At 69.8% G+C, this 16,081-nt stretch carries 10 protein-coding genes; 3 read left to right on the top strand and 7 right to left on the bottom strand.

What is annotated here, in order from left to right:
• The 3 genes from ACXN5W_RS25445 to ACXN5W_RS25435 all read right to left on the bottom strand — a co-directional run.
• Window positions 1–2,377: ATP-binding protein (locus ACXN5W_RS25445; protein WP_473160900.1), on the bottom strand; the 2,377-nt coding region annotated here is incomplete at its 3' end.
• Window positions 2,374–2,985, bottom strand: coding sequence for a DUF6879 family protein (locus tag ACXN5W_RS25440; RefSeq protein ID WP_473160899.1), 612 nt, complete (start codon window positions 2,983–2,985; stop codon window positions 2,374–2,376). The genes ACXN5W_RS25440 and ACXN5W_RS25445, both read right to left, overlap by 4 nt.
• Window positions 2,978–3,250 carry a hypothetical protein gene (locus ACXN5W_RS25435; protein ID WP_473160898.1) on the bottom strand — a complete coding sequence of 91 codons (273 nt, stop codon included), beginning with the start codon at window positions 3,248–3,250 and terminating at the stop codon, window positions 2,978–2,980. The genes ACXN5W_RS25440 and ACXN5W_RS25435 overlap by 8 nt, the downstream gene beginning before the upstream one ends.
• Window positions 3,251–3,577: 327 nt before the next feature.
• Here ACXN5W_RS25435 and ACXN5W_RS25430 point away from each other — a divergent pair, with 327 nt between their 5' ends.
• Complete coding sequence (locus tag ACXN5W_RS25430) at window positions 3,578–6,106, top strand: GmrSD restriction endonuclease domain-containing protein (RefSeq protein WP_473160897.1); 2,529 nt, start codon at window positions 3,578–3,580, stop codon at window positions 6,104–6,106.
• Here ACXN5W_RS25430 and ACXN5W_RS25425 read toward each other — a convergent pair.
• The 4 genes from ACXN5W_RS25425 to ACXN5W_RS25410 are packed head-to-tail and all read right to left on the bottom strand — an operon-like array spanning window position 6,082 to window position 9,108.
• Complete coding sequence (locus tag ACXN5W_RS25425; protein WP_473160896.1) at window positions 6,082–7,053, bottom strand: beta-ribofuranosylaminobenzene 5'-phosphate synthase family protein; 972 nt, start codon at window positions 7,051–7,053, stop codon at window positions 6,082–6,084. The two genes, ACXN5W_RS25430 and ACXN5W_RS25425, sit on opposite strands and share 25 nt — an antisense overlap.
• A gap of 15 nt (window positions 7,054–7,068) precedes the next feature.
• Window positions 7,069–8,001, bottom strand: coding sequence for a carbohydrate kinase family protein (locus ACXN5W_RS25420; RefSeq protein WP_473160895.1), 933 nt, complete (start codon window positions 7,999–8,001; stop codon window positions 7,069–7,071).
• Window positions 7,994–8,443, bottom strand: coding sequence for a nucleotide triphosphate diphosphatase NUDT15 (locus tag ACXN5W_RS25415; RefSeq protein ID WP_473160894.1), 450 nt, complete (start codon window positions 8,441–8,443; stop codon window positions 7,994–7,996). The genes ACXN5W_RS25420 and ACXN5W_RS25415 overlap by 8 nt, the downstream gene beginning before the upstream one ends.
• A complete protein-coding gene (locus ACXN5W_RS25410; protein ID WP_473160893.1) occupies window positions 8,440–9,108 on the bottom strand; it encodes a hypothetical protein in 669 nt (222 codons plus the stop codon). Before ACXN5W_RS25410 ends, ACXN5W_RS25415 begins: the two co-directional genes overlap by 4 nt.
• A 449-nt stretch (window positions 9,109–9,557) precedes the next feature.
• Between ACXN5W_RS25410 and ACXN5W_RS25405 the strand changes: the two genes are divergently transcribed.
• Together ACXN5W_RS25405 and pglZ are read left to right on the top strand one after the other, a co-directional pair.
• Window positions 9,558–13,310 carry a BREX-2 system ATPase PglY family protein gene (locus tag ACXN5W_RS25405; protein WP_473160892.1) on the top strand — a complete coding sequence of 1,251 codons (3,753 nt, stop codon included), beginning with the start codon at window positions 9,558–9,560 and terminating at the stop codon, window positions 13,308–13,310.
• The gene (gene pglZ, locus ACXN5W_RS25400; protein ID WP_473160891.1) at window positions 13,307–16,072 is read left to right on the top strand and encodes a BREX-2 system phosphatase PglZ; all 2,766 of its coding nucleotides are present in this window, start codon (window positions 13,307–13,309) and stop codon (window positions 16,070–16,072) included. Before ACXN5W_RS25405 ends, pglZ begins: the two co-directional genes overlap by 4 nt.
• Window positions 16,073–16,081: the final 9 nt, after the last annotated feature.

Here is a 16,081-nt window from a genome sequence, read left to right as displayed (position 1 = left end):
TCGGCGCAGCCGTTTGAGCGACTGCGCAATCGACCGACCTACCGCCCCCCACCTCACCACCCCGCCCCCCATGCCGACCCTTACGCCCCCCTCCCCCCCCCTCCCCCCCCCCCGCGACCAGTGCGAGCGCGAGGTGGTCGAGCGTCGTGGCCAGTTGCCAGCGATCGTCGAGCTGCCGGTGGGTGGCCGCGGCTTGCAGGTGAAAGCCGATCGCCTCGTCCGGCTGCCCCAACTCCCGGTACGCCGCACCGGCTTCGTCGAGTGCTGTCGCTTCGCGGCTGCGGTCACCAAGCTGCCGCTGGATGACGGCGGCGCGGTGTGTGGCCTGCAAGGCTACGCCGGGATCGCCCAACGCACGAAGCACCCGGGCGCGCTCGACCAGCCAGTGCGCCAGCCACACCGGGCTGCCACCGTTTTCGGCGATGGCCACCGCCTCCTCGATCACCGACCCGGCCTCTTCGAGGTGTCCCTGCTCCCGCAGGGTCATGCTGAGGAAGAACAGCGAGTTGCCCTCCTGCCCGCGGTCGTCCAGCCGGCGCTGCCCGGCGAGCGCTTGGCTCAGCAGCTCGGCGGCCCGGTCCAGTTGGCCGAGTTCGTAGTGAGTTTCGCCCAGGTTGCTCAGCACCAGGGCCCTCATGCGCTCGTGGCCGAGCCGTTCGAAGATTGCGAGGGCGTCGCTGAAGTGGGTGAGCGATTCGCTGAGCCGGCGGGTCCGCAGACCCAGCAGACCGAGCGCGTTGATCGAGATGGCCGTGCCGTAGTCATCGTGAATCTCTCGCCGGATCTCCAGCGCGGACCGATGGAACTCGACCGCCTCGGTGAGCTGTCGAAGTTGAAAATGCGCCTTGCCGAGGCTCTCCAGCGACTCCGCCTCGCCCCGTCGGTCGCCCAGTTCGCGGGCGGCGGCCAAGCCGATGCGCGCGGTGGCGAACCAGCTCTCGAAGGCGTTCTGATGCATGAAGACGCTGCGCAGCAACGCCGCGAGTCGCCACGTGGTCCGTTGGTCAACCGCGGCGGCGGCGCGGGCGGCCGCGACCAGATTGTCGCGCTCGGCGTCGAACCAGGCGTCCGCGTTGACGCTCGTCGGGAACGTGAGCGGCGTGACATCCGTCGGCGGATCCAGCGGTACGGTGCGATAGAACGGTAGCGTCCGGGCCAGCGCGGCATCCGTGGTGTGCAGATACCAGTCGAGGATCCGGCGCTGGGCGGTCCGCCGGTCCGCGTCGCTTTCCAGGTGGCGCACCTGGTCGATCGCGTACGCGCGGAGCAGGTCGTGCAGTTGGTAGCGTCCCGGTCCGGACTGCTCCAACAGGTGCGCGCCGACCAGGGCGTCGATCCGCTGCCGTACCTGGTTCGCCGGCTCCCCGGCCAGCGCGGCAGCCGCCGGTAGGCTGAATTCCGAGCCTGGGTGCAGACCCAGCAGCCGGAACATCCGAGCCGCCGCCGGATCAAGGGCCCGGTAGGACCAGGCGAAAACAGCTCGTACGGCATCCGCCTCCTCGTTCTCCTCCGCGGTCAACGCGGTCCACAGGGCCGACTCGTCCCGTAGGTCGCGGATCAACTCGTCAAGCGGCATGTACGGCCGGCTCGCCGCCCGCTCGGCGGCGATGCGCAGCGCCAGGGGCAGTCGGGCGCACAGCCGTGCCAACTCGGCCAGGTGCTCAGGGTCGTCGCCCGCCCGGAATTCCCGGGTGAGCTCGCGCAACAGGGTGATGGCGTCGTCCTCGGTTAGCATCCGTACCGTCAACCGGCGCCCACCGTCCCGGGTGACCAGCCCGGAGAGCCGGCTGCGGCTGGTCACGATGACCAGACAACTGTCCGAGCCCGGCAGCAGCGGCCGGACCTGCCCGACGCTGGCGGCATTGTCCAGCACCACCAGGATCCGTCGATCTGCCAGCCGCGATCGGTACAGCGCCGCCCGGTCGTCCAGGTCGGCTGGAATGGCCGCGGGCGGGACGCCCAGGGCACGCAGGAACCGTTCCAGTACCTGCTCCGGTCGGGCCGGCTCGCCCGGGTCATAACCGCGCAGGTTGACGTGGAGTTGGCCGTCCGGAAACCGGTGCCGGACCCGGTGTGCCCAGCGCAGCGCCAGCGCGGTCTTGCCGACCCCGGCGGTGCCCGCGATCACCGACAGCGTGACCCCGACCGGACCGGTGTCCTCGACCAGTAGCCGGTCGAGCGCGGTCAGTTCCGCGCTTCGATTGACGAACCCTCGTACGTCACCGGGGAGCTGTCGAGGCGGTGCCACCGCCTGGTCCTCGCCATTGTGGAAATGCACGCCACCGAACACATCACGAGCCTGGACGAGGTCAGCCGGGCCAGACACCTCGGCGCGGTTCGACTGCCCCGGTCCGCCGTCCCGCGGCTCATCGCTCATGCCAGAGTCGGCGGCCCCAAGGGCGCCACCACGCGGGCGAAGAACTGGTCGAGTGGTTCCCCGTCGTCGTACAGCGCCTCGATGAACTGCTGGCAGCGGCGCACCACCACCGGATCACACCACCGCCGGGCGGCCTCCAGTACACCGCCCGCGTCGTAGATCGCCTCGTACATCAAATCCGTGCCGAGGGTGTAAATCTCGGGCAGCGGACCGCCCGCTTCGGCCGCCGCAACGCGGTCCGGGCCGACCACCCGGGTCAGCCCGCCGTACTCGTGGCGTAGCCGCAGCACGTGCAACTCCCACTGAAGGTAGGGCGTGAGGGGTTCCTCAACGACCCGTACCCGGCGGGTGGCGAACCCGGCCCCGCGGATCCGCCGGTAGTAGTCCGCGAACTCGGTACGCCGGCCGTCGAGGATCCGGAGCGACTCGTCCCAGCGTCCGGCGGCGAACGCCCGCCAACCGTCGTCGGTGGGCTCCTTGAACGTCTGCTGCCGCTCCAGCTTCCAGAATCCCGGTGCGGTGGTGGTCCAGAACCGCTTCTCGAAGTCGGCCCAGTAATCGTCCAGGCTCAACCGCTCACCGGGATCTCCACCGAGGAGATCATACATCCGGGATGTCCACCTTCGCCGCAACGATCATGTTCCGGGGAATGATGACAAGCCGCTCGCCGGGATCGATCGACACGCCCGCCGGGAGCCGACCTTGGTAGGTGTCGGTGAAGTCGGTCCCGATCACCGCGACATCGCCGTTGGACAGCTCCCAGATGTCGGGGCAACTGCCGTCGCCCGAAGTGTCCCCCAGCTCGTGCGCCGACTTTCCCCATCGTCGGGTCAACTCGGCGGAAGGATCTGCCTCCCACGGGCGTCGACTCATGTCATCCTCCCGGGTTCATCACTATCCGACAACAAAACTTAACATTGAGTAGGCTGGATGGCGACGATGTTCGCGACAGACGAGCGGGTGCCGAGGCGGCGGTGAGGTGGCCGATCCCGTTGTTCCACCGCAGCGACGACCCGGGTGGGACGGCCGCCGCCGGGTGCATCGGTAGCGGACGTTGACTGTTGACCTTCGTTCTGCCGGGAAGCACGCCGTTCTGCGCTGGAAGCAGTTCCGAGTCGCGTTTCTGACTCTGTCTCAGATCCCACCCTGTTGGTCTGATTGGGTGTCCGGGTTACTTTCCGGACACCGTTGGGGGCACATGTGGTTGCGGCACGCGAGACGACGCTGCGGGAGCTGCTGGAAGGCACGAACCAGTATCGGGTGCCGCTGTATCAGCGGACGTACTCGTGGACGACGCCGCAGTTCGAACGACTCTGGGACGACATCCGCAACCTGGCGGAGGAGCGGGTCGAGGATCCTGATCGCACCCACTTCATCGGCTCGTTGGTGCTGGCGCCCAGCCCCACCAACGGCCCGGCCGGCGTTTCCGAGTTCCTGGTGGTAGACGGCCAGCAGCGGCTCACCACGTTGTCCATCCTGCTCTGCGCCATCCGCGACCACCGGGCCCAGTACGAGGGTCCGGAACACCGCGGCCGGATCGACCAGCAGTACCTCACCAACCCGTGGAAGCCCGAACCGTACCGGTTGAAGCTTGTACCCACCCAGGCCGACCGGGCGGCGTACCGGGCCTGCCTCGACTCGACCCCGCAGGCCGGCGGCAGCGACCAGGTCGGTGCGGCGTACCGGTTCTTTCTCGCCCAGCTCGCCGCCGCCGCCGACAATCCGGACGGTCCGATTGACATTGATCGCATCGAGGACGCCGTCATCTCCGGGATGGCGCTCGTGGCGGTCGTCGCCCAGCTCGGCGACAACGTCTACCGGATCTTCGAGTCGCTGAACAACACCGGCCTGAAGCTGACCCAGGCCGACCTGCTGCGCAACTACCTGTTCATGCGGCTGCCGACTCGCGGCGAGGCGGTCTACGACTCGCTGTGGTTCCCGCTCCAGGAGCAGTTGACCTCCGACGAGTTGGAGCAACTGTTCTGGCTCGACCTGGTGCAGCGCAACCCTCGGGTCAACCAGACGGACATCTACCCGGGACAGCAGGCGCGGCTCAACCGGCTGCACACCGAACAGGAAATCGAGACGGAGGTACGCCGGCTCTGCCGGCTGGGCACGCTGCTGCGAACCATCCTGCATCCGGAGGAGGAGGCCGACCCGGAGGTGCGGCGGCGGCTCACCCGGCTCAACGCCTGGGGCACCACCACCGTCTACCCCCTGCTGCTGCATCTCTTGGACCGCCGCGACCAGGGAACTGCCACCGCCGAGCAGATCACCACGGCGATGCTGTACGTGGAGAGCTTCTTCGTTCGGCGGCTTCTCACCGGGCGGCCCACCAACAACCTCAACCGGGTCATGCTCTCGGTGGTCACTGAGATGGACAAGGACCTGCCGGTCGACGAGGCGGTCCGGGCGTACCTGTCGGTCGGCCGCAAGCACTACGCCAGCGACGCGAACGTCCGCGAGTCGGTGCGGTCTTTCCCGTTCTATCTCAACGGCCGGGCCACCCAGCGCAACCTGGTGCTCCAGTGGCTGGAGGAGTCCTACGGCAGCAAGGAACCGGTGGCGCTGAAGGGACTGACCATTGAGCACGTCATGCCGCAGAGTCCCACGGCCGAGTGGCAGCAGATGCTCAACGACGACCTGGCGGGCGAGGAGAGCTTTGCCGACGTGCACGAATCCCTGGTTCACACACTCGGCAACCTGACCCTGACCGGCTACAACGCCGAGTTGAGCAACAGTTCCTTCCTGCTCAAGCGAACCCAACTGGCCAAGAGTGGGATCCAGCTCAATCGGGAGATCGCCGAGCAGAAGCGGTGGGGACGGCCCGAGATCCACGCTCGAGCCGACGCCCTCGCCGACCGCGTCATCACGCTCTGGCCCGGACCCGTCGGTGACGTCGGGAGCCGGTCCGAGGTGCCCTGGGAGATCATGAACCGGGCCCTCGCCGAGCTACCCGCCGGCTCCTGGACCTCGTACGGGGACGTGGCGGCGCTGATCGGCACCCACCCGGTGCCGGTCGGCGCCCGGCTGGCCAGCCACCGTAGTCCGAACGCCCACCGGGTGCTCCAGGCCGAGGGAACCGTGTCGCCCGTCTTCCGGTGGCACGACCCGTCCCGCACGGACAACCCGCGTGAGGTGCTGCGCGCCGAGGGGGTGGAGTTCGACTCGTACGGGCGGGCCAGCCAGGCGCAGCGGATCGGTATCGAAGACCTCGCCCAGCTCGCCGGCATGCCGCAACCGGACGTGTCCCGGCGGCTCCTGCGACCACGTTCCGTTCGGCACGATCTGCTCGATGACCGGTTCATGGAACAGCTGAAGGATCTGCAGGACCCTCGGGTGGTCTCGGGAACGGTCGCTGTGCTGGAAGCCTGGACCAGGCTGGGCGGCAAGCTGCTGTACGGCGGGGGCGGGGAGACCTCCTGCTTCCTGATGGCCCGGGGCAGGGACCACGAGCTGGGCGACATCTGGCCGGCGGTGATCTACCCGAGTCGGAAGTTCGAGATCGTCTTCCAGTACCTCTGCGTGCGACCACCGTTCGCTGATCTCACGCTTCGCGAGGAGTTCCGGCAGCGGCTGAACGAACTGCCCGGCGTGGATATTGCCGCCGCCAAGCTGGCCCTGCGACCTGGCTTCCCGCTCGACGTCCTCACCGACGTGAAGGCCCGCGAGGCGCTGATCGAGCACCTGGGTTGGTTCTACCGTCAGGCCGCCGTCCCCGTCTCCTGAAGTCGCCGGCCGGTGCCGGCACAGGAGCCATCCCTGACCGTCCAGCCCGACCCTGGTTCCGGCAGTGCGTCCCGGGCCTGCCGCGATCGGGCGACGACGACCACGGTGGGACCGAGGGAACTCATCGTGGCCGCCAGGTCGGTGCGCTCGTCGAGCTGGTGGAGCAGTCTTGCGCTGGCCGGCTGGATGCCTACTTCCCGGGCCTTGAAGCCGACCATCCGGCTCTGTCGCAGGGCCGTCCGTAGCCGGGAGAAGTCGGTGGTTGCTATCGCGGCCGGCAGGTCGTTGTGCAGCGCCGACGCCGCCTGCCGGCACTCGCCGAGTGGCAGCGGCAGGTGGGCGGTGAAGAAGCTGAGTTCGCCGGTGGAGTGCAGCCCCCGTCCCTCGACCGGCCGGAGAAGGTAGACCTTCCAGTCATCCGGCCAGGCAAGTCGCTGCCGTACCGGTGGCGCCGACCGGGGACGGCTGGCCGACGATGGCACCAGGGTGGGTACCAAGGCCCTGGGCTGGCCGTGGTCGATCAGGAAGCCACCCAGGAAGTAGCTGTTCACACCGATCCCCGAGGTGCCACCGCGGCCGGTGACCCGGACGATCGTCTCGGGAGTGGCCGGCAGGCCGAGGAGCCGACAGGCGGCCTCGACACTGGCCAACGCCACGGTTGTCTTCGAACCCAGGCCGACGTGATCGGGCGGCATCTCTCGGATGTCGAGTCGTACCCCGGTCAGCCCGGCGGTCGCGAGCCGCTCTGTGACGAACGCCCGAGCCTCGGCAGAGCCGCCGGTCACGAGGACGCTGGCCGAACGGATTCGTGTTCCCTCCACCACTGTGCGGTGGTGCCACAGCGTCAACCCGGCACCGCCGTAGACCCAAGGTGTGCCATCGGTCATCCAGACCAGGCCGAAGTGGACCCGACAGGGCGCGACAACCGTGACTCGCGTCGTCGGCATGTCTGCCACCTCCCTTCACATCGGCAGTCGACGTCCACCGACGAGGTCGACCGTGCCGGTCAACTCGTGGACGAGGAGCCGGTCCTGGGTGCTCTTGCCGCGCCGGGCCCGGTCCAGGTCGTACGACCAGAGCTCCGGACCCGATCCGTCGGGCAGCCGCAGGCAGAGTTCGGCGTCACCGCGACCGAATCTGGCCAGGATCTCGGCGCCGGTGCCGGACAGCACCGGTTCAACCCGGTCCGCAAGGCGTGCGGCCCGCGCCGCCGGTGTCACCGGAGTGGACGGCGACGGCAGGTCGAGGATCCGTTCCAGGGTGCTCATGTTCGTCGACATTGTGGCGCAGGCGGCGAGGACGGCCGTCAGTGCGGCGGCGTCGACCTCATGGCCGAGGTCATGGGGCACCAGTTCCAGGTGGACCCGCCAGCCGTCCGCCCGTAGCCGCGTCAATTGGCCAGCCCACCCGGCGGTGCGGCCCCGCAGCAGGTAGCCGTCGAGGATCAGGTCGGCGGACCGCCTGCGCAGCTCCCGCAGGATCCCGTCGATGTGGTGATGATCGACCACATCCACCGCCGACCGGGCGGGCCCGATCACCAGCCGCCGCCGGTCTTCCCGTTCGACAGTGTGCAACAGCGCGACCACCCCGGTAGGGATGGCGGGGACGACCGTCGGATACAGCGCCACGTCAGGCAGTGCCACCCTGATCCGGTGCAGCAGGAGCTGACCGATGTCGTCGTCGCCGACGACCGCCACGAGCGCACACGGCCGCGCCAGATCGTGGAGGTGATGTGCCATGTTGCCGCCGACACCACCGAACTCGGTGTGGATCTCCGTCCAGATCTGGGCATCCCGGCTGGCGTGGTCGCGTAGCCAAGGCCGATCGACGGCGGCTGCGAGGTCGAAGTGTAGGCCGCCGAGCACCGTCCAGGTGCGTTCCGGCGGATCAGCCATCGTTGAGCAATCGCCTGTCGCGCAGCGAGGCGAGGGCGAGCTGGCACGGTCTGAACAGCGGGGCTGGCAGGTCGTCAAGGCGGTACCATTGCCAGCTTTCGATCAAGTGAGGCTCACGTACCGTGGGCTCGCCAAAGAACTCGGTCACCTCGAACTCGAGGTCCAGGTAGTGGCGGCCGTATTCCACGACGTTGCTGACACACACCAACCGAGGAGTGCCGGTCACCTTCACGCCAGCCTCCTCCAGCGCCTCTCGGTGGACGGCATCGGTCAACGACTCGCCAAATGCCAAGCCACCACCGGGCCAACCGTAGGTATCGGCGCCGTGCGCGCCGCGTCGCCGACCCAGCAGCACCTCGTCGCCGCGTCGGAGCATGACGCCGACGCCAACTGCCGGGCGGACGTTGGAGTCTCGGTGATGTGCGTCGGGATCAATCTTCATTTGGGTTCCCTAATCGAATGGTCGGGCGCGGGTGGTTCGCTCACGACGGCCCGAAAGCCCAGTTCGGTCCGGTGAAATCCGTCCCGCGAGTATCGGGGGTCCGTCCAGACCTGCTCGTAGTGGCCGCGCAACACATTGAACAGGGTCCCGGTGCGTGTGACGAGGAAGGTCGGGGTGTTGCGACTCTGCGCGCCCAACACGTACGGACCCCAGAAGATCTCATCATCGATCCGACACACGTTGATCGCGGGCAGGCATGAGTACAGCCGAATGTGAAAGCGGTCGGGAAAGCTGTTCTTGACCGGCTCCATGGCCCGCAGGAAGTTCACGACGTCGGTGGCGATGGATCCCGGGCTGTTGCGTTCCTCCAGGTCGCGCTGGTGCGCGTAGGTCCAGTCCGCTGTGGGTGCTTCGGGATCGACGAGCAGGACCCGTACGGGGACTCGCCGTAACCACGTTCCCATCTGATCGCCGAAGTCCTCCCGCAAGGCACGAAGTCCGAACCCCAGGAAGTCGATCTGCTGTCGGGCCGCGAAGAACCGGCGTTCGTACTCCGGGCGGATCGGTACGGAGCGCGCGGGGAAGGCGTCGATGAGGCCGAGTCCCTGGATGCGCCGTTGCCCCTGAACCGCCTGCTCCGTGATCCGGAGCCAGAGGAAGATCACCCACCCGCAGACTCCGGTCGCACAGATCGACGTGCCGACGGCAAGCCACACCTCTCCGCCGATCTGTGCGACGAGCAGCCCGCCGAGGACGAGGAGAACATGGACCAGGAGATAGATCTGGTGTTCGGGGCGGAGTCGAGTGCTCCGGTTGCGCCTTCGCCACGAGATGGGCACCAGCGGGCACCTCCGCCACAGTCGTAGTGACATCATGCTCACAAATCGCGATGGTGTTCAGCTGTCAGGAATTTGACTTTGTCCTGGTCAGTGGTTGACCCCTGGAGCGTCTGAACCCTTGACCTGCGGGGGTTCCGCCGGCCGGGTGAGGCCGCTCGACAGAAGCAGCCACGGTCCCGCTGGTCGGACCGGATTTCGGATCATGACCTTCTTCTAATAGCTCCTGTCGCTCGGTAGCGTGGCCAACCCCTGGGGAGGCAATGAAGGAGTTGGGTGTGACTCTGCTGCGCGAACTGATCGAGATCCCGGACTCGGTGAGCGAGGGCGACTTTGTCGTCAAGGCCGCCGAGGGCGCGGACCTGGACCGGTATGTGGTCACCGATCAGTTGCGGGACAACTTCGCCGAAGCGCTGCGCCGGATCGGCCACGCCGCGACCACCGGCCGCTCCCAGGCGGTCTTCCTGCACGGCTCGTTCGGGTCCGGCAAGTCGCACTTCATGGCCGTGCTGCGGGAGATCCTGGCGCAGAACACCAGGGCCCGGGAGATTCCCGGCCTGGCCGAACCGATCCTCGCGGCCGACTCCTGGCTGCCGGGCCGGCGGTTCCTCAGCCTCACCCTGCACATGCTCGACGCGCGGTCGGTCGAGCAGGCCATCCTGGAGGGATACCTGCGGCACGTCACCGCCGCGCATCCCGACGCGCCGCTTCCGGCCGTACACCGGTCGGACGCGCTGCTGGAGAACGCCGCCGGCCTGCGTCGGACCCTGGGCGACGACAGGTTCTTCGAAACCCTGCGCGGCGGCAGCGCCGGACCCGGCGCTGGCAGCGGCCTGGCCGCGTTGCGGGCCAGCCGCGACGGCTGGACCCCGCAGCGGTACGCGGAGGCCGCGGCGCAGCCGCCCGGCACCAAGGACCGGGACGCGCTGGTCAGTGCGCTCACTGAGACCTTCTTCCGGGGCGCCGTGCACAGCGCCGAATACCTCGACCTGGACACCGGCCTCGCGGTGATCACCCGGCACGCCAAAAGCCTGGGGTACGACGCGATCGTGCTGTTCCTGGACGAGCTGATCCTCTGGCTCTCCGGCCGGATCGCCGACCACACCTTCGTCAACACCGAGGGCGCCAAGCTCAACAAGCTGGTCGAATCCGCCGACACCGCCCGGCCACTGCCACTGGTGTCGTTCGTGGCCCGCCAGCGCAACCTGGAGGAGTTCCTCGGCCCGCAGGTCGGCGGCACCGAACGGGAGGCGCTGGCGCACGTCATGCGCAGCGTGCAGGGCCGGCTCGGCGAGATCGTGCTGGCCGACACGAACCTGCCGGAGATCACCGAGAAGCGGCTGCTCAAGCCGAACGATGAGACCGCGCGACGGGCCATCGACACCGCGTTCGCGGCCGTGAAGCACAACCGCGAGGTGTGGGACACGCTGCTGCTGGGCGCCCAGTACGGCGACGCCGGTATCGGCTCCGACGCCACCGCGTTCCGCCAGCTCTACCCGTTCTCACCGGCCCTGGTGGCGACGCTCGTCGCGCTGTCCCAGGCGTTGCAGCGGGAACGGACCGCACTGAAGGTGATGACCGAACTACTGGTCGACCGCCGCGACACCCTGCGGGTCAACGACCTGATCGGGGTGGCCGCCCTGTTCGACCCGCTCGTGCTGCACGGTGAACTGCCCGACCGGCCCAAGCTGCGCCAGCAGTTCGAGGCCGCCCGCACGCTCTACCTGCGCAAGTTGCGACCGATCCTGCTCACCCTCAACGGCATCGGCGAGGAGGAGGCCGCCCGCAACACCCAGTTCCAGCTCGACGACAAGCTGATCAAGACGATCCTGCTGGGTGCGCTGGTACCCGACGTGCCGGCCCTGCACAACCTCACCGCCGCCAAGCTGCACGCGCTGAACTTCGGGTCGATCACCGCGCCGATCCCCGGCTACGAGAACACCATGGTGCTGCAGCGGCTTCGCAAGATCGAGCAGGACGCCGGCGAACTGCACCTGACCGACGACCACGACCCGGTGGTGTCGCTCAAGCTGCACACCGTCGACTTCGACAAGCTGCTCGACCTGGTGCCGCTCGGGGAAACCTCGGCCGGCGTCCGCCAGCAACTGCTGCGCGAGCTGATCAGCGTCGAGATGGGACTCGCCGGCACCGAGGGAACGCACGGCGAGCTGCAACATCCGCGCGAGTGGCGCGGACGGCGACACATCGTGCAGGTCAAGTTCGGCAACGTCCGCGACCCCGACACCATGCCGGTGTCCGCGCTGATCGCGCCCGGAGAATCGTGGCGGATCGTCGTCGACTACCCCTTCGACCCGCAGGGCTACCCGCGCGCCGCCGACCGGGCCCGGATCGAGGAACTGGACCGCGGATCCAACACCGTCTTCTGGCTTCCGCTGTATCTGACCGACGACATGATGGGCCGGGTCGCCCAACTCGCGAAGATCAATTATCTGCTCGGCGTCGGTGGCGCGGGAGAACGACTAAACAACCTGGCCGCCGACTGGCCCACGACCGACCGGCAGCAGGGTCGGGTCTACCTCCAGCAGCGGCAGAGCCAGCTGCGGGAGGGCCTGGTCACCGCGCTCAAGCAGGCGTACGGGGCGGCCAACCCGCAGAAATCCGATGTCGAGCTGGACACGGTGGGAGTGCTGCACACCCTCGCCGAAGGGCTGCGACTCGGCGATCCGCGCGGCGGCACCCTCGCCGACGCCTTCAAGAACCTCACCCACGACCTGCTCGACTGGTCGTACCCGGGCACCCCGGCGCTCCCGGTGGACGAGAAACCGGTCAGTCGGGCCGAACTCAACAAGGTGCTCGACTACGCCCGGCAGGCCGCCGCCGACCCCACCCACGGCATCTCGGTACCGCCGGCCGACCACCGGCTGCTGCGGCGGATCGGCAACAACCTGCAGCTGGGCGAACTGATCGACCACCGGTACGTGCTGGACCTCAACACCTGCTTCTGGAGCAGGCACCTGCTCCAGGAGGCCGCGCGGCAGGACTACCGGGAGCACTTCCCGGTCCACATGCTGCGCGAACTGCTGGACGTACCGAAGGCACGCGGCTTCGACCGCGACCTGCAGAACCTCATCATCGCGGTCTTCGCCCTCGAACAGCAGCTCGGCTGGTACGACCACGGCGGGAAGGTCACGGTGGCCGTCGTGCAGGGCGTCGAGGACCGGTTCGAGCTGCGGCACCCACCCATGCCCGGCGAAGAGGAATGGAAGAAGGCCGTCCAGTTCGGCCAGGGGCTCTTCGGTGAACCCCTGCCGGTGTGGCGCACCCCGGCCAACCTCGGGGAGGTCGCCAGGACGGTGCGCGAGGTGGCCCGCCGGTACGTCGGCGCCGCCGCCGAACTGGTCACCGAGCTGGGCAACCACGCAGACCTGCTCAACCTGGACCGGGCTGATCCGGACGGCCGGCTCGGAAACGCGCGCCGGATGGCGGAGTTCCTGGCCGTGCTCGCCCACGAGCAGGACGACGTGGTGCTGGTCGACCTCGTGGCCGAGGGCTCCGGCGCCGACCGGCTCGGCGACCTTGGAGCGCAGGCGGCCAGCGTGATCTACAAGCAGGCAGCCGGGCTCACCTCGGCGCTGCGGCGTACCCAGTGGCCGCTGCTCACCGCCGTGGCCGCCCGCGCCGGGACCGACGACCGGGCCCGGACCATCATCGACCAGCTACGCGACGCGGCCCGCCGCGACCAGCACGTCGTGGATCTGCGGAGCGCCCTCGACAACGCGGTCACCAGCACGGCTGCGCTGCTCGCCGAGGGGCAAGCGGTCAGGCTCCCACAGGGCCAGGATCCGCTGATCGTCACACCGTCCACGATCGAACCGAAGCCGCCGCTGGGTACTCCGCCGGTCATCGTTCCGCCGAATCCCACGCCGAGACCGGGTCAGCCAGCCGCTGCGACGTCCCGGATCGTCTCCGACGAGAACGGTCTGACGGCGCTGACCGACCAGCTCCGGGCCGAGTTGGCGGCCGGCCGTCGGGTCGAGGTGACCTGGACCGTGACCGGAGAGCGACCGTGACGGCGACCCAACCGGCGGTACGTCCTGCGGCCGTGCGCCGCAAGGTGGAAGCCTGGCTGGCCGAGCGGGACGACGCGCCGGCCATCGCGTTGCGGGCCCGACCCGAGTGGGCCGACGACCCGGTGCTCACCGTCGCCGGTATGCCGGTCCGGGTGGTGCCGTGCCCGACGCCGATCGCCGTCCGCGCCGCCCTGGCCGACCGGGCCGAACCGGAGCGCCTGGTACTGCTCACCCCGCTCACCGACGCGGAACTGGGCGACGGGCTGTTGGCGCACCTGAGCCGGCAGACCACTCGTAGCGTCGACCCGTGGGACCTGGTCCGGCAGGCGTTCGGCAACCAGACCCAGGTCGACCAGGGCCTGATCCGCACCGGCCGGTGGGTGGCCGACGCGGTGACCGAACTCGCCCCGACCGACGGCTGGCCCGCGCCGCAGGGCACCGTGCTGACCCGCGACCACGCGCTGCGGCACCTCGCCGGAGAGCTGCTGCGGCTGGAGCCGGACCAGCTGGACGGGGCCGGCCTGCTGCAGTGGAGCACCCACGCCCCGGCGCAGATGCGGTTCGTCACCCTGCCGCAGCCGTGGGCCGACGGGATCGGTGCGTTCCTGGCCGAGGTGGCCGGGCCGGTGGCCGTACCCGTCCTGGCGGCGGTCCGCGCGGACCACGGGGTGGACGCCGTACCGCTGGGTCTGCTGGCCGGGGTGCTGTGGCCGCGCGGCGTCGGCGACCGGGCCGACGTGGAGATCGCGGTGGCGCGGACCCGGCTGGAACCGAGATTCGGCGGCGTTCGGCTCACCGGTCCCCAGGCGGCGGCGTTCGTGGCCGCCGCCGAGGCGTGGCTCTACCGGGCGATGGACGGCGCCGAACCGGTACGCCGGGAGGCGCGCCGGATGCTGCACCGGGCCGAGGAGATCGCCGCCGAGATCGGCCTCGCCGACCGGCTGGGCGCCTCGACCGTGCTGCCCAGCGGCTTCACCCACCGGATGCGCGAGTTCGCCGCGGCCGTCCGGCTGGCGGTACCGACCGCGGACGCCGGTACGCCGTCGCCCGCGCTGGTCGGCCGGGCACAGGACCTGCTCGCTCGGGTGGAGGAACACCGGGCAGCAGACCGGGACCGGGTGGAGACGGCCCGGATGGCGGTCCGGCTGCTGCGTTGGCTGGCCACCCCGGACCCGTCAGCGCCCAAGACCTTGCTGGCGTCGACGTTGCGGCAGGTCCGACAGGACGGGTGGGTCGACCGGGCCCGGCTCGACGTGTTCGCCGGGGACCACGACGGTCCGGTGGCCGAGGCGTACCGGCTGCTGCACCGGGCGGTCGACGCGCGGCGCACCCGGCACGACCGGGAATTCGCCGAGTTGCTGCAGGACGCCACCGAGGCCGAGCGCGAACCCGGCGCGCTGCTGCGGGTCGAGGACGTCCTCGACCGGGTGGTCCAGCCGATCCTCGACGCCGGCCGCCGGGTGCTGCTGGTGGTGCTGGACGGCATGAGTACCGCGGCCAGCACCGAGATCGCCGAATCGGTGGCCCGGAACACCGGCTGGCTGGAGCTGACCCCCGACGGCGAGGCGCGGACCGGGGTCCTCGCGGCGCTGCCCACGGTGACCGAGGTGAGCCGGTGCAGCCTGCTCAGCGGCCGGATCGCGGCGGGGGACCGGGCGGCCGAGGCGAAGGCCTTCGCCGAGCGGTTCCCGGGCGGCGTGCTGCTGCACAAGGCCGCCCTGCGCGCCCCGGCCGGTGCCGCGCTCGACACCGATGTCACCGACGCCCTCGACAACCCGAAGGTGCCGGTGGTGGCCGCGGTCATCAACACCATCGACGACGCGCTGGACCGCAGCACGCCGGGCACCACCACCTGGGGCACCGACACCGTGAACGGGCTGCGCGACCTGCTGGCCGTCACCTCCGACCGGGTCGTCGTCCTGGTCTCCGACCACGGGCACGTGATCGACCGGGCGCAGGACGCCGTCGTCCGCCCCTCCGGTTCCACCGGGAACCGGTGGCGACCGGCGACCGAACCGGCCGGCGACGGCGAGCTGCTGTTCACCGGCAGCCGCGTCGGCTACGGCGCAGCGGTGGTGCTGCCGTGGCGCGAGGATCTGCGGTACGGGCCGCGCAAGGCCGGCTACCACGGCGGAGCGTCACCGGCCGAGGCGGTGATCCCGCTGCTGCTGTTCACCCCGTACGACGAACTGACCGTGCCCGGCTGGACGGGCGCCCCGGTGGCCAGCCCCGAATGGTGGCGGGAACCTCTGACGGAACGGGAAGACTCAGCGGAGGTGGATGCCGCCCCATCGCCGGAGACGCCGGTCGCCCGGCGCGGCGGGAGCCGTCGACCCAAGCCACCGACCCAGGACGAGGGACTGTTCGACCTGCCATCCGCCTCCGTACCACCGGACGTGCGGCCCGCCCCCGTGGCGCCGGCGCCGGCTCCCACCCCGGCGGCGCACCCCGGCGCGCCCCTGGTGGACGCGCTGCTGGCCAGCCCGGTTTACGCGGACCGGCGGGACGCCCGGGCACCGCTGCCGGACGAGCGGGTCGCCGCGTTGGTCGGCGCCCTCGTCGCCGGCAACGGACGGGCCCCGCTGGACACTTTGGCCACCCGGGCGGACGTACCGGCGCACCGGATCCGGCCGGTGCTGACCGCCCTGCAACGGCTGCTGCAGGTCGAGGGATACCCGGTGCTCACCCTCGACGCCGACAACCAGACCGCGAAGCTCGACATCCCGCTGCTGGTCGAACAATTCGGCCTGGAGTCACCGTGAGCGGGGGGA

The sequence above is a fragment of the Plantactinospora sp. A48 genome, from assembly GCF_055793945.1.
Note: the sequence above shows the minus strand (reverse complement) of the source record. Positions and strands in the feature narration are given on the sequence as shown.